The organism is Streptomyces sp. NPDC054866, assembly GCF_053610745.1.
The window spans coordinates 208,297-221,684 of sequence record NZ_JBSGZA010000006.1; the positions used below are offsets into that span (position 1 = coordinate 208,297).

16 protein-coding genes are annotated in these 13,388 nt (G+C 69.8%); 7 read left to right on the plus strand and 9 right to left on the minus strand.

All coding sequences use genetic code 11. The features are described 5' to 3' along the window. Positions 1 to 7 precede the first annotated feature (7 nt). Entirely contained in the window at positions 8 to 1,348 is a 1,341-nt protein-coding gene (locus ACWGI2_RS29100) for an MFS transporter (protein WP_453698507.1), read from the plus strand. 16 nt (positions 1,349 to 1,364) lie between these two features. Here ACWGI2_RS29100 and ACWGI2_RS29105 read toward each other — a convergent pair whose 3' ends face one another. After that, positions 1,365 to 1,874 (minus strand): GNAT family N-acetyltransferase, encoded by a 510-nt coding sequence (locus ACWGI2_RS29105; protein WP_453400653.1) that lies wholly within the window; start codon positions 1,872 to 1,874, stop codon positions 1,365 to 1,367. Between the two features lie 219 nt (positions 1,875 to 2,093). On the opposite strand from ACWGI2_RS29105, the gene thpR reads away from it, so the two are divergent. Continuing rightward, positions 2,094 to 2,663, plus strand: a complete 570-nt coding sequence (gene thpR, locus ACWGI2_RS29110) for an RNA 2',3'-cyclic phosphodiesterase (RefSeq protein WP_453698509.1) — start codon at positions 2,094 to 2,096, stop codon at positions 2,661 to 2,663. A gap of 148 nt (positions 2,664 to 2,811) precedes the next feature. Here thpR and ACWGI2_RS29115 read toward each other — a convergent pair whose 3' ends face one another. From ACWGI2_RS29115 to ACWGI2_RS29125, 3 genes are all read right to left on the minus strand, one after another. Next, complete coding sequence (locus tag ACWGI2_RS29115; RefSeq protein ID WP_453400651.1) at positions 2,812 to 3,804, minus strand: aldo/keto reductase; 993 nt, start codon at positions 3,802 to 3,804, stop codon at positions 2,812 to 2,814. Between the two features lie 49 nt (positions 3,805 to 3,853). Next, the gene (locus tag ACWGI2_RS29120; protein ID WP_453400650.1) at positions 3,854 to 4,441 is read right to left on the minus strand and encodes a Uma2 family endonuclease; all 588 of its coding nucleotides are present in this window, start codon (positions 4,439 to 4,441) and stop codon (positions 3,854 to 3,856) included. A 71-nt stretch (positions 4,442 to 4,512) separates the two neighbouring features. Further along, positions 4,513 to 5,067 (minus strand): MarR family winged helix-turn-helix transcriptional regulator, encoded by a 555-nt coding sequence (locus tag ACWGI2_RS29125; RefSeq protein ID WP_453698510.1) that lies wholly within the window; start codon positions 5,065 to 5,067, stop codon positions 4,513 to 4,515. A 15-nt stretch (positions 5,068 to 5,082) separates the two neighbouring features. Between ACWGI2_RS29125 and ACWGI2_RS29130 the strand changes: the two genes are divergently transcribed. After that, positions 5,083 to 5,589, plus strand: coding sequence for a carboxymuconolactone decarboxylase family protein (locus tag ACWGI2_RS29130; RefSeq protein ID WP_453698511.1), 507 nt, complete (start codon positions 5,083 to 5,085; stop codon positions 5,587 to 5,589). An 11-nt stretch (positions 5,590 to 5,600) separates the two neighbouring features. Here ACWGI2_RS29130 and ACWGI2_RS29135 read toward each other — a convergent pair whose 3' ends face one another. Continuing rightward, the gene (locus ACWGI2_RS29135) at positions 5,601 to 6,926 is read right to left on the minus strand and encodes a DUF418 domain-containing protein (RefSeq protein WP_453698513.1); all 1,326 of its coding nucleotides are present in this window, start codon (positions 6,924 to 6,926) and stop codon (positions 5,601 to 5,603) included. 85 nt (positions 6,927 to 7,011) lie between these two features. After that, the gene (locus tag ACWGI2_RS29140; RefSeq protein ID WP_453400646.1) at positions 7,012 to 7,206 is read right to left on the minus strand and encodes a hypothetical protein; all 195 of its coding nucleotides are present in this window, start codon (positions 7,204 to 7,206) and stop codon (positions 7,012 to 7,014) included. A 76-nt stretch (positions 7,207 to 7,282) separates the two neighbouring features. Here ACWGI2_RS29140 and ACWGI2_RS29145 point away from each other — a divergent pair, with 76 nt between their 5' ends. Then, positions 7,283 to 8,068, plus strand: coding sequence for a hypothetical protein (locus ACWGI2_RS29145; protein WP_453698514.1), 786 nt, complete (start codon positions 7,283 to 7,285; stop codon positions 8,066 to 8,068). Here the strand turns inward: ACWGI2_RS29145 and ACWGI2_RS29150 are convergent. Beyond that, a complete protein-coding gene (locus tag ACWGI2_RS29150; RefSeq protein ID WP_453698516.1) occupies positions 8,058 to 8,801 on the minus strand; it encodes an SGNH/GDSL hydrolase family protein in 744 nt (247 codons plus the stop codon). The two genes, ACWGI2_RS29145 and ACWGI2_RS29150, sit on opposite strands and share 11 nt — an antisense overlap. Before the next feature lie 96 nt (positions 8,802 to 8,897). Between ACWGI2_RS29150 and ACWGI2_RS29155 the strand changes: the two genes are divergently transcribed. Further along, positions 8,898 to 9,896, plus strand: a complete 999-nt coding sequence (locus ACWGI2_RS29155) for a WD40 repeat domain-containing protein (protein WP_453698518.1) — start codon at positions 8,898 to 8,900, stop codon at positions 9,894 to 9,896. 33 nt (positions 9,897 to 9,929) lie between these two features. On the opposite strand, the gene ACWGI2_RS29160 is transcribed toward ACWGI2_RS29155, so the two are convergent. Both ACWGI2_RS29160 and ACWGI2_RS29165 read right to left on the minus strand, forming a co-directional pair. Continuing rightward, positions 9,930 to 10,364 (minus strand): PPOX class F420-dependent oxidoreductase, encoded by a 435-nt coding sequence (locus ACWGI2_RS29160; RefSeq protein ID WP_453698520.1) that lies wholly within the window; start codon positions 10,362 to 10,364, stop codon positions 9,930 to 9,932. A gap of 31 nt (positions 10,365 to 10,395) precedes the next feature. Beyond that, positions 10,396 to 11,181 (minus strand): TetR/AcrR family transcriptional regulator, encoded by a 786-nt coding sequence (locus ACWGI2_RS29165; protein WP_453698522.1) that lies wholly within the window; start codon positions 11,179 to 11,181, stop codon positions 10,396 to 10,398. Positions 11,182 to 11,316: 135 nt separating this feature from the next. On the opposite strand from ACWGI2_RS29165, the gene ACWGI2_RS29170 reads away from it, so the two are divergent. Then, positions 11,317 to 12,348 carry an ATP-binding cassette domain-containing protein gene (locus ACWGI2_RS29170; protein ID WP_453698523.1) on the plus strand — a complete coding sequence of 344 codons (1,032 nt, stop codon included), beginning with the start codon at positions 11,317 to 11,319 and terminating at the stop codon, positions 12,346 to 12,348. Beyond that, on the plus strand, positions 12,345 to 13,190 hold the full coding sequence (locus ACWGI2_RS29175) for an ABC transporter permease (protein WP_453698525.1): 846 nt from the start codon (positions 12,345 to 12,347) through the stop codon (positions 13,188 to 13,190). The genes ACWGI2_RS29170 and ACWGI2_RS29175 overlap by 4 nt, the downstream gene beginning before the upstream one ends. The last annotated feature ends 198 nt before the right edge of the window (positions 13,191 to 13,388 follow it).

Consider the following 13,388-nt stretch of genomic DNA (forward strand, 5'->3'; position numbering starts at 1 on the left):
ACGCACTTTGAGTACGGGATCCGGAGCAGACTCCGCCCCCGCACCAACCACCCTCGACAAGACCCCTGCCGCGAAGTCGTCGATGTTCAGCTCGCTGAAGATCCGCAACTACCGGCTCTTCGCCTCCGGCGCCGTTGTCTCCAACACCGGCACGTGGATGGCCCGCATCACCCAGGACTGGCTCGTCCTGAGCCTCACGGGATCCTCGGCCGCGGTCGGCATCACCACCGCGATGCAGTTCCTGCCGATGCTTCTGTTCGGTCTGTACGGCGGCGTCATCGCCGACCGCTTCGCCAAGCGGAAGCTGCTCTTCTGCACCCAGGGCGCGATGAGCATCAGCGGCCTGTTCCTGGCCGCGCTCACCCTGAGCGGCAACGTCCAGGTCTGGCACGTCTACCTCGCGGCCTTCTTCACGGGCCTCGTCACGGTCGTCGACAACCCGACCCGGCAGTCCTTCGTGTCCGAGATGGTCGGACCCGACCAGGTCCGCAACGCCGTCTCGCTGAACTCGGCGAACTTCCAGTCCGCACGCCTCATCGGCCCCGCGGTGGCCAGTGGCCTCACCGCCGCCGTCGGCCCCGGCTGGGCGTTCCTCGCCAACGGCCTGTCCTTCCTCGCGCCGCTCACCGGCCTGATGCTGATGCGCACCCGCGAGCTGCACCCCACCCCGCGCAAGCCGCGCGGCAAGGGACAGCTGAGGGAAGGCCTGAACTACGTCTCCAAGCACCCCGAGCTGATCTGGCCGATCGTCCTCGTCGGCTTCATCGGCACCTTCGGGTTCAACTTCCCGATCTGGCTGAGCGCCTTCGCGGACGACATCTTCCACGGCGGCGTGGGGATGTACGGCCTCTTCAACACGCTGATGGCGATCGGCTCATTGGCCGGCGCGCTGCTCGCGGCGCGGCGAGGGACTTCACGCCTTCGGCTGCTCGCCGGGGCGGCGATCGCCTTCGGAGTGCTGCAGATCGTGGCGGCCTTCGCGCCCGACCTCTGGATGTTCGTCGCGCTGATCGTCCCGATCGGCATCCTCGGCCTGACGGTGAACGTCACCGCCAACTCCTCGGTCCAGATGGCCACGGACCCGGAGATGCGGGGCCGGGTCATGTCCCTCTTCATGATGGTCTTCACCGGCGGCACGCCCCTGGGCGGCCCGCTCTTCGGCTGGCTCGCCGACGCGTACGGGGTGCGCGTCAGCATGGCCGCCGGTGGCCTCATATGCGCCGTGGCCGCGGTGGGCGTCGGCCTGATGCTGGCCCGCGCCGCGAACCTGCGGCTCAAGGTGGATCTGCGGCGCGGGCAGCAGCACGTGCAGTTCGTGCCGCGGGAGCAGCTGGCGACGGCGGCGTGAGCTGTCTCCTGTTCGGCTACACCCGCCGGGCCAGGATCTGGCCCGGCCAGGTGCCGTCCTGCTCGACGAAGGCCTCGGTCCGCGTGAAGCCGTTGCGCTCGTAGAACGCGACGAGCTTGCCGTCACCGCCGGCGTAACAGTCGACCCGGAGCAGGGAGATCCCCTGTCTCCGGGTTTCTTCCGCCGCGTGCGCGAGGAGGGCGGCGCCCGCGCCCGTGCCGTGCCGGGAGGCCAGGAGATGGATGTACCGCTCCGGTTCGTCCACGGGCGCGATGTACGACCCCGGTCCATCGGTCAGGGTGAGCGTGCCGACCGGCTGCCCGCCGATCTCCGCGATCCAGGCGGAGCCGGTGGTCAGATACTTCTCGACCAGGGCGATGGTTTTGGGGTTCGTCGACCAGGGTTTGTCGCCCCACTGCCCGGTGCGGCCTTGCGAGACGAGCCAGGCGACGGCTTCGTCGAAGAGGGCGAGGACGGTGGGGATGTCGGCGGGGCCGGCGGGGCGGATGGTTATGTGGCTGTCCATGCGGCTTTCTCTCCCCCACCCCGCCCCTTCCCGAAACTGGGGCTCCGCCCCAGACCCCGCTCCTCAAACGCCGGAGGGGCTGGATTTCCAGCCCGTCCGGCGTTTGAGGACGAACTCGGCGAAGCCGGTGATGAGGGCAAGCAAGGCCCCCGCGCCGAGCGGGTTTTCGGGAAGGGGCGGGGTTGGGGAAAGAACCGCCGGAGGCGGGACACTCACCCCATGAGACTCTTCGCGGCCCTCCTGCCACCCCCCGCCGCAGCCGACGAACTGGCCCACGCAGTGGAGAAGTTGAAGTCCCTGCCGGGCGCCGAAGCCCTCCGCTGGACGCGCCGCGAAAGCTGGCACTTCACCCTCGCCTTCATGTCCGAGGTAGAGGACGCCACCGTCCCGGAGCTGTCCGAGCGGCTGTCCCGAGGGGCGAAGCACACACCCCCCTTCCCCCTCGCCCTCCACGCCGGCGGCCACTTCGGCGACCGAGCCCTATGGGCAGGGGCCCGCGGCGACACGGACACCCTCCGCCTCCTCGCCCGAAGGGCGGACGCCGCGGCCCGCAAGTCCGGCATCACCATGGAGGACCACCGCCACTACCGCCCGCACCTGACGCTGGCCCGCGGCCACGGAGAGCCGTCCCTGCGCCCGTACGCCGACGCCCTCGCGGACTTCGCGGGCACGGAGTGGACCGTGGCCGAGCTGACCCTCGTACGGAGCAACCTGCCCGTGAGCGGGGTGCCGGGGGAGCGGCCCCGCTATGAGGTGGTCGGTCGATGGCCGCTGGGCGGAGCCGGTTAACCTCGACTACGTGGACCCGAAAACCAGGAACCGGATCATGGCCGGTGTGCTCGTAGTGATGTTCGTCGTGGTGGCCGTGGCGGCCGCGGTCGGCCAGTGAGGCGATGACCGCGGCCGCGTAGAGCCGCTGCCCGTCAGGTGTCGCCTGCTACCAGGCGAAGGACTCCGGCGACGGCCCCGGCCCCGGGAAGATCTCGTCCAGGGCGTCGAGCAGCTCACCCGAGAGTTCGAGCTCGACGGCGCGCAGCGCGCTGGTGAGCTGCTCAGGCGTACGCGGCCCGACGATCGGCCCGGTCACGCCGGGCCGCGTGAGCAGCCAGGCCAGCGCCACCTCGCCCGGCGCGAGGCCGTGCTTGTCGAGCAGGTCCTCGTACGCCTGGACCTGCGCGCGCACCTCGGGCTTCGCGAGATCCTGGGCGGCCCGTCCACTGGCGCGGCGCTTGCCCTCGCCCTCCTTCTTCAGTACGCCGCCGAGCAGTCCGCTGTGCAGCGGCGACCACGGGATGACTCCCAGGCCGTAGTCCTGGGCGGCCGGGATCACCTCCATCTCGGCGCTGCGCTGGGCGAGGTTGTAGAGGCACTGCTCGCTGACGAGGCCGTAGCTGCCGCGCCGCGAAGCGATCTCGTTGGCCTGGGCGATCTTGTATCCGGGGAAGTTCGACGAACCCGCGTAGAGGATCTTGCCCTGGGTGATGAGGACGTCGATGGCCTGCCAGATCTCCTCGAAGGGAGTGCGGCGGTCGATGTGGTGGAACTGGTAGATGTCGATGTAGTCGGTCTGCAGCCGCTTTAGCGATGCCTCTACGGACCGGCGGATGTTGACCGCCGAGAGCAGGTCGTGGTTGGGCCACGCCGGCTTTCCGTCGAGGGCCATGTTCCCGTACATCTTGGTGGCGAGGACGGTCTTGTCGCGCCGGTCGCCGCCCTGCGTGAACCACGTGCCGAGGATTTCCTCGGTGCGGCCCTTGTTCTCGTCCCACCCGTAGACATTGGCGGTGTCGAAGTAGTTGATGCCCGCGTCGAGCGCGGCGTCCATGATCGTGTGGCTGTCGGGCTCGTTCGTCAGTGGCCCGAAGTTCATGGTCCCGAGCACGAGTCGACTGACCTTGAGTCCTGTGCGTCCCAGCTGCGTGTACTTCATGGGTACTCAGCCAACGGCTTGGAGTGGGCTCTAGGCAAGGGGAGTCGGGTCAGTCGCGGGGGAACTCGGCGGTCTTGAGGGTGAGGTCGATGATGGTGCCGGTCAGGTCGACGTCGTCGCCGAAGTCGGACCTCGCCTCAGTGAGGTACTCGCCGTCCTTGGGGTTGGTGTAGACGTGGCACCGGCCCTGGTAGGGATCGGCGATGAGGTAGACGGGGACACCGGCTTCAGCGTAGGTGGCCTTCTTCGGGCCGTAGTCGTTCATTCCGGTGCCTCGGGAAATGACCTCGGCGATGAACTCCACGTCCTCGTGGCGCCAGCGCCCTTCTTCGTCTACTCCCGCTCCGTCGCGGAACTTCGCCATGTCTGGGCAGAAGCCGTTCTGGTAGCCGGGGAAGTCGATGCGTACGTCCGTCATCGCCAGCACATCCCGGCTGAACCTGTCGTCCAGCGCGTAGAGGATTCTCCGGATGATCTGCCAGTGCACATTCCGCTGCGGCACCATCGAGACAGCCCCCTCGACAACTTCTGCCTTGATTCCCTCGGGGACCATCCGCTCGATCAACTCGAACCATGCGTCCAAGCTCTTGGCGTTGTCGTCGGCCATGGCGATCCTGTCGGTCTCTACGACGGTCATCGTGGCGCTCCTCCCCGGCCGCCCCCGGTCGAGTGCAGCCGCGCAGTACAACGATACGCACGGAGACAAGGTCACGAGCCGCCCAGCCAGCCCGCCGCGTCAAGGCGGAACGCGTCCGGCGGTACGACGGCGCGCAGGTCGTCCTCCATCGCGTGAAGGCGCCCCGCGCCAAGCTGCCGCGCCCACTCCGCCCGCAGCTCGTCGAAGATCGCCGCCGAGCGCCGCAACGCGTCGATGCCGTGCGGGGTGAGGCGGACCAGCTTGCGGCGGGCGTCGGCGGGGTCGTCGGTGCGTTCCGCGTAGCCGAGGGTGATGAGGCGGTCGATGGTCTTGCCCGCGGCCTGCTTGGAGACGCCGAGGCGGCGGCCCACGTCGCTGGCGCTCGCGCCCCGCAAGCCGATCGCCTGCATCGCGAAGCCGTGGGCCGGGCGGGCGTCCGGGTGGCCCTGGCGGGCCAGCTCGGCGTGGAGCCGGTCGATCAGGGTGCGGAACCCGGCGAAGAGGAGCAGCGGCAGCTCGAAGCCGGGCCCGTCGCTGTCGCTCTCCGGCGGCTCGCCCTCGCTCTGTTCGCCCTTGCTTTGTTCGACAACCTGGTTTACCTTCTTATCGTCAACCACGTTGTCCATCGTAGGGGGTACCTCTTGTTCACCGAGCACACCGTGGAGACCGCACCGGCAGAGTCCCGCGCCGCGATGGAGCGCACGGCCGCCGCCTTCGGGAAGACACCCAGCGCGGTGGCGCTGCTCGCCGAGTCGCCCGAACTGCTCAACGGCTTCCTGGAGTTGAGCGCTTCCTTCGGGCAGTCGACGCTGGAGCCCGTGGCACGGGAAACCGTCATCATGACCATCGCCGTACGCAACGACTGCCACATCTGCGTGACCATGCACACCGCCAAGCTGCGCAAGCTGGGCGCGAGCACGGAGCTGATCGCCGCCCTGCGCCAGGGGGAGGCGCTGGACGACGAACGGCTGGAGGCCATCAGGCAGTTCACGCTGGAGGTGCTCGCCACCGCGGGCGGCGTGGGGGACGACGACCTGAAGGCGTTCCTCGCCCACGGCTACACGGAGCGGAACGCCCTCGAAGTCGTCCTCGGCATCGGTACGTACACGATGTCGACCCTGGCGAACCGCCTGACCCGCGCCACGTGACGTGACGGGGGCTATGTGATGGGGCCGCTGGTGGCACGGGAGGAGGAGGGCGAGCGGTACATGACCCGCCGCAGCGCCACCTCCACCGGCCCCCGCAGGCCCGCCCGTTCCATCGCGTACGCCCCCGCGACCGTCACCAGCCACACCCCCACCGCGAACAGCGCCATGGTCGCGCTCGTCAGATGCTCGCCGAGGCCGAGCCCCCAGGCGGCGAGGACCGGGGCGAAGATCAGGGAGTGGGCGAGGTAGCAGGAGAGGGAGCGCTTGCCCACGGCGGAGATGGCCGAGACGGCGGCGACCGCCGTGACCCTCGTCCCCCGGCGGGACCCCCGCCTCGTCCACCACTCCACGAACAGCGCCACGGCCGCCACATACCCGAGACCCGCCGCGTTCCCCGTGGCGTCCCGCAGCAGGGTCAGCGCCCCGCCCTCGCTCTGCGCGTCGTCCGGCACGGTGATCGCCCCGACGTGGGCGAGCGCCGCGGGCAGCGCGCCGAGCCACCCCACCGCGATGCCGATCACCGCGGTCCACCGCAGGAGGGGCAGGTGGCGCCCCGGCTCTTCGAGCACACCCCTGCGCGCGGCCCAGAAGCCGAGCAGGAAGATGACGTACGCGCCGCCCACCAGCGACAGCGGCGCCGCGGCGAAGGTGACGAACAGGCCGGTCATGAAGCGAGTGCCCGCCGCCGTCAGCCAGTTGCCCTCGCCCGCCGCGTACGCGTCCGCCCCGGGTTCCGCGCCCGCGTCGCCCAGCGTGCCCAACTCGCCCGCCAGCGCCGCCGATACGAGGGGCTCGGCGGCAAGCAGCACGAACTGCGCGGTGGCGATCCAGATCCACCACTTCAGCGCGCGGTCACCGCGCCGCAGGAAGAGCCAGCCCAGGGCGAGGCTGAGGAGTCCGTAGAAGCCGACGATGTCCCCGGCCATCAACAGCGTGGAGTGCAGCAGCCCGATGACGATCAGGCAGAGACTGCGCCGGCGCAGCAGCCGCACGGCGTCGCGCTCCGAGGTTCCCGCGGCCCTCTGCCGCAGGAACAGCTGCATCATCCCGTACCCGAAGAGGAACGCGAAGAGCGGATAGACGCGCAGGTCAAGCGTGATGATCATGGCGAACTGCACTGCGTGGTCGGCCCATCCGCCGTCCACCGGCTGCCATCCGGAAGGTCCGTGCCGGGCCGCCGTCAGGTGGAACGCGGTGTTGGACAGCACGATGAACAGCAGCATGAGCCCGCGGGCGAGGTCGGGCGCGAGGGCCCGTTCGCCGGGGAGTACGCCCGCGCGGCGGGGCGCGGTTCGTGCGGACCGGGGCGGCGCTTCGTCAGTGCTCTCGACCGTCATGCCTGAACGCTAGGAAGACGGCCGTGGGGCGGGCATCCGTCTTCCGTCTTGACGCGGCAGCCGAAGGGATACGGTCCGAGCCCCGTCAGTCCGCCGATCGGAGCAGATACGCCACCGCGGCGCCGACGCCGAGGATGGCGCACGCGCCCACGGAGACGGACCGGGCGGTGTCCCCGAAGCCGAGCAGGACGGCGAAGCCGAAGCCGACGGCGATGCCGATGATGGTGAAGCCCGTGTAGGTCCAGACGACTCGCTGGAGCCTGCGCTCCTGGTAGTTCATGGGGCGATCATGCCGTATCGCCGGGCGGCGCACCCCCGTTGGGGATGTGTTGGCGCCTTCCGCGATCATGCCGTTCATGACCATGAAAAAGATCGCCCGTTCCTTCGGTGTGCTTGCCGCCGCCGCGGGTCTCGTGGCGTTGAGCAATCCGGCGTATGCCGCGGGGGACGTCTACAAGGGCACCGGGTGGCGGATTCTGTCCGGCCGCGGGATCCAGTCCCTCAGCCCCGAGCCGTACGTGATCAAGATCGTGAAGCCCAACGCGGCGGCCACCAAGCTCACCGCCGCGCAGACGAAGAAGGCCGAGGCCAAGCTGCGGGCGCAGTTGAAGGACACCGCCGCGCAGCTGACCTCGATCACCGGGACCAAGTTCACGGTGGCCAGTGGCTATCACCCCGAGCAGAAGGCCTGCACCACCACCCCGCGTCACACCATCACGGTGGGGCTGAAGTACCGGCCCTTCAAGCCGGGCAACAAGCCGGGCTTCTCCCAGGCCTTCCCCTGCACGGCGAGCAGCAACAAGAGCGCGTGGGGCGGGTGGATATGGGTCGACAGCGAGTACTGGAAGCCGGGCGACTGGTCGATCCACCCCACGCTCATCTCGAACCTGGTGAGCCATGAGGTCGGGCACTCGATAGGACTCGACCATCCGAACGTGGACGGCTCGGACGCCAACCACACCGCCGACCCTTACGAATGCGTCACCAACCGCTACAAGGACACCCCGGTCATGTGCTCCCCCAACGGGGGCCACGCGCGGGGCAGGGGCGGCACTGACGCCCGCGCCGACAAGTACGCCGGGCAGTACACGAAGTGGGACATCGCCGGGCTCAAGGCCCTGAAGGCCAACTTCAGCCGATAGCCGACAGCTCGTTCAGAGTCGGAGTCGGAGTCGGAGTCAGGGGCGGGGGCGCCGTCTCGTACGGCGCCCCGAGACCCCACGCCTGGTGCATCGCGTCGGCGAACGCCGCCGCCAGCTTGTGCTCGCCGCTCGCGTTGGGGTGCGTCCCGTCGTACGTGTCGCCGTCGATGTCGTACGACGGCGGTGTCGAGGCCAGGAGCAGCGGCGACGCACCCGTGTCGAGGTCCGCCACCGCCTTGGCGAGGAGCACGTTGAAGCGCGCCACCTCCGCGGCGAACGGGGCGTCCGTGCGGGCGCGGATGTTCGGGATCACGGGGAGCAGGACGAGGCGGACGCGCGGGTTCACCGAGCGGGCCTCCGCGATGCAGCGGCGTACGTTCTCCGCCGTCTGTTCCGCGTTCGTGTAGAAGCCCAGGTCGATCAGGCCGAGGGAGATCAGGAGCACGTCGGGGCGGTCCTGCCGCACCGCGTCCGCCATCTGCGGCGCCATGTGCAGCCAGCCCTCGCCCCAGCCCGCGAAGTGGTGGCGGGGGAAGTCCGGGTCCATACCGGCATAGGCGTACGAGACGGGTTCGCCGGAGGCCTTGTCGTGCAGCGCGCGGCGCGGGCCCACCACGGCGAAGTCCCGCTCGCCGAGCGAGGCCCGCAAGTGCTGCCACATCCGGTAGCGCCAGGTGTGTTCCCCCGCGCTGCCGATCGTCATCGAGTCGCCGACGAACATGAACCTGAGCATCCGCTCATCATCGCGGATCAACGCCCCGGCCTGCGATGTGAGGCTCAACACCCGGGAGACGTCCGCCCCCCGGCGCCGGGGTGGCAGGCTTGGCCCATGCGTTCACTGCGTTCTTCGATGGGTGCCGTCGCCGCCGGGTGCCTGGTCCTGCTGAGTGTCTCCGGCCCTGCCGCCGCCGACGACAGCCACGACGGGTTCACCATCAAGGACCCCCGCATCATCGAGTCGAGCGGCCTCGCCGCATCCCGCGCCCACCCGGGCGTCTACTGGACGCACAACGACCAGGACAAGAACGGGGCCCTGCTCTACGCGGTGGACGGCAGGACGGGCAAGACCGTCGCCACCGTCACCATGACCGGCGTCGGAAGCCCCCGCGACGTGGAGGCCGTCTCCGTCGGCAGCGACGGCAACATCTACGTCGGCGACATCGGCGACAACCTCGGCGGCACCTGGTCCCACGTGTGGATCTACAAGCTGCCCGAGCCGAAGAAGCTGGCCGACCAGACCGTCCGCGCCACCCAGTACACGGTGAACTACGAGGACGGGGCGCGCGACGCCGAGGCGCTGATGGTGCACCCGAAGACCGGCAGGATCTACATCGCCGACAAGAAGGAGGAGGGCGGCGGCCTGTACGAAGGGCCCGAGCAGATGTCCGCCTCCGGGGTCAACGTCTTCAAGCGGCTCGGCGACACCGGGCTCTGGACAACGGACGGCGCCTTCTCGCCCGACGGGAAGCAGCTCGCGCTGCGGGGCTATCTCGGTGGGGTCTCGTACACGTGGAAGGGCGAGGGCCAGAAGCCCGAGCGCGAGGGGCGGCTGAGCGTCCCGTTGCAACGGCAGGGCGAGTCCGCGACGTACACCCTGGACGGGACGACCCTCATGTACGGCACCGAAGGCTCGCAGGGCGACGTCGAGCCCGTCGAGGTCGAGGGCGCGGGCGGCGGCCACAACTCCTCGTCCGGCAGCGGCAGTTCGGGCGAGGCGGGCGGCGACGGGGGCTCCGGGCTCGACGGCGACCTCAAGGTGGGCGCGCTGGCCGCCGCTGTCGTGCTCGCCGCCTTCTTCGGCCTGAAGCGGGTGTTCCGCCGGAAGTAGCGGTGCGGGCTGATGCGGTGCAAGCACCCGTTGCTACTCGGGTTGCTCGCCCAGTACCCGCACCTCGTAATGCAGCGTCTTGTCCCGCTTCACCTTGTGCGTGAGCGGGACGAACACCCCATGCAGCACCGGGTGCTTGCGCCGCATCAGCTTCGCCGCGTGTTTGTTCTCCTCGCCGCCCTGATCGAGGAGCCGCACCCGCGCCTTGACCGCGGGTCCGGTCGGTACGCCGCGCACCGTCGACGGGGCGATCTCGATCTCGGGGTAGCGGCGCATGCGCTTGGCCTTCCAGGCCGTGGCGTAGGTGCGCACGTACGCGTGGTCGCCCTCGACGGCGATGTTGACGGGCGTGCCCACGCTCGTACCGTCCTTCTTCCGGCTCGTGAGCAGGACGGTGTACTGCTTCACGAAGGGGGCGAGCGCGGCGCTCGCTCCGGGGTTCGCAGGGCTCGCGGGTGTCTGCGTCATCCGTCCATCAAGACACTGATCGCCTGCTTTGTCATGCCTTCCGGTCGGAGGAGTTCTCCGCCTCGCGCCGGGCCACAAGCACGTCCAGGCCGTCGAGCAGGCGTTGCAGGCCGAACTCGAAGTGGTCGAACTGCGAGCCGAACGCGTCGTCGGAGAGCCCGGCGAGGTGGGGGTAGCGGCCGCTGCTCATGATCCGGCCGAGGGTCGGGGTCTGCGCCTCCCAGAACGCCTGGTCCGTCAGGCCGCTCTTCTTCACCGCCTCGACCTCGTGTACCTGCGTGCGGGCGACCCCGGTGACGTACCCCTCGATCATGACGATCACGCCGATCAGCTCGGGGTCGGTCAGGCCCATCGACTTGATGCCGGCCAGGGTCAGCTCAAGGCCGCCCACCGAGCCGGGGCCGAGCACCGGGCGGGCCTGGTTCACCTGGAGCAGCCAGGGGTGCGCGCGGTAGAGGACGAGGGTCTCGCGGGCGTACGTCTCCACGGCCTCGCGCCAGCCGCCGCTCGGGGGCTCGGCGTCGGCGGCCGGCATGTACACCCGGTCCAGCATCAGGTCGAGGAGCTCGCCCTTGCCCGGGACGTAGCGGTACAGGGACATCGTGCCGGTGCCGAGCTCCGTGGACAGGCGGCGCATCGAGACCGCCGTGAGCCCCTCGGCGTCCGCGAGGCGCACCGCCTCGGTGACGATCCGGTCCAGGGTGAGTCCGGGCTTGGGGCCCCGCGTGGGGCGTTCGCCCTCGCCCCAGAGCAGCTCCAGGCTGCGGGCGATGTCGCTGCCGGTGCGCTGGGTGTCGCTGCCGTTCGTGCTCGTCATGACGCTCAGCCTAATCGCCGGATCAGTAATTGGGTACGGTGTACCCGAAAAATTGAGTACGGTGTACTCTCTATTGAGTACGGCGTACCCAGATGGGTTCGGACGACGGGGACCGGAAGGGCTGGAGGGGCAGCAGTGAGCGAGACGAACGAATACGCGGTGCGGGCCGAGGGGCTCGACAAGCGCTACGGCGAGAAGAAGGCCCTGGACGCCTTCGATCTGCACGTGGAGCGCGGCACGGTGCACGGACTGCTCGGCCCGAACGGCGCGGGCAAGACCACCGCCGTGCGCATCCTCTCGACACTGGTGCGGCTCGACGGCGGCCGCGCCGAGGTCGCCGGCGCCGACGTCGTGCGCCAGTCGGATGTCGTGCGCAGTCGCATCGGCCTGACCGGCCAGTACGCGGCGGTCGACGAGATCCTCACAGGACGGCAGAACCTGGAGATGTTCGGCCGCCTCTTCCACCTCGGCGGCAAGCGGGCCGCGCGGCGCGCCCAGGAACTCCTGGAGCAGTTCGACCTGGTGGACGCGGCCGGCAAGGGCGCGGGCCAGTACAGCGGCGGCATGCGGCGCAGGCTCGACCTCGCCGCCTCGATGATCCTCTCGCCCGCCGTCCTCTTCCTGGACGAGCCCACCACCGGGCTCGACCCGCGCAGCCGCCTCGAAGTCTGGGACACCGTACGGAAGTTGGTCGCGGACGGCACGACCGTCCTGCTCACCACCCAGTATCTGGAGGAGGCCGACAAGCTGGCCTCCCGGATCACCGTCATCGACCAGGGCCGCGCCATCGCCGACGACACCCCGGACGGCCTGAAGAACACGGTGGGCGGCAGCTATCTGGAGGTCGTGGTGCGCGAGGCCGCCGACCTCCCGGCGGCTCTGCGGGCCGTCGCCCGGGTCGCCGATGGTGTGCCCGAGGCCATCGACCTGGAGCGGCGCGTCCAGGCGGCCGTGACCGACCGGGTCGGCGCCCTGACGGACGTCGCGCGGACCTTGCAGGACCAGGGCGTCGCGGTGGAGGACATCGGACTGCGCAGGCCGAGCCTCGACGACGTGTTCCTGCGCCTGACGGGACACCGCACGGAGTGCGAGACGGACGACGCGGCCGGGCAAGCGGCCGCCGACATCGACGAGAAGATCGACGAGAAGACGGGAGCCGCGGCATGAGCGCCGTACTGACTTCGGACCCCCTGCCCGCCGACGCCCCGCGCGGGCGCCTCTACTGGGCGCTCGCCGACACCTGGAACGTCACCCGCCGCTACCTCACCCACTTCCAGCGCCAGCCCGTCACCATCGCCTGGCAGCTTGGCTTCCCGATCATCTCCGTGCTCCTGTACGGATTCGTCTTCGGCGAGGCGATGAAGGTGCCCGGCGGGGGCGAGGACGGCGACTACAAGCAGTTCCTGATGCCCGGCATGTTCGTGATGACCATGGCCTTCGGCTTCATGAACACCGCGATGGCGGTCGTCACGGACTCCACCAAGGGCGTCATCGACCGCTTCCGCTCGATGCCGATGGCGCCATCGGCGGTGGCCGCTGGGCGCGGACTCGCCGACCTCATCGTGGCCTGCGCCGAGCTGACGATCCTCGCGCTCACCGCGCTCGCCATCGGCTGGCGTTCCAGCGCGGGACTGCCCGAGACCCTGGCCGCCTTCGCGCTGCTGCTGCTCCTGCGGTTCAGCCTGATCTGGGTGGGCGTCTTCCTGGGCCTCGTGGTGCCGACACCGGAGGCGGCCGGCGGGCTCTACGCGGTCGCCTTCCCGCTCACCATGATCTCCAGCGTCTTCGTCGCACCGTCCCTGATGCCGGACTGGCTCGCACCGATCGCAGCCTGGAACCCGGTCTCCTCCACGGGCACGGCGGCCCGCGAACTGTTCGGCAACCCCGGGGCGGGCGGGGCGAGTTGGGTCGAGCAGAACGCGGTGCTGATGGCGATGGTGTGGCCGGTGGTGATCTCGCTGCTGTTCCTGCCGCTGGCGGTGCGGAAGTTCAAGCAGTTGAGCAGGTGAAGGGCTGGGGGCGCCCCGAAGGGGCGCGGGAAACTGCGCGACCAGCCACGACGCACCCGCAGGTGAAGTGCTAGCTCTGTCTACGCAGATGGGGGCGGGCCGGCGGGGGGGAGCCGGGGGGGCGCCCCCCCACCGCGGCGACGACGGGTAAGAGGGTAAAGCAGAAATATGAAGAAGGAGGGGGTTGTGGTGTTAAAA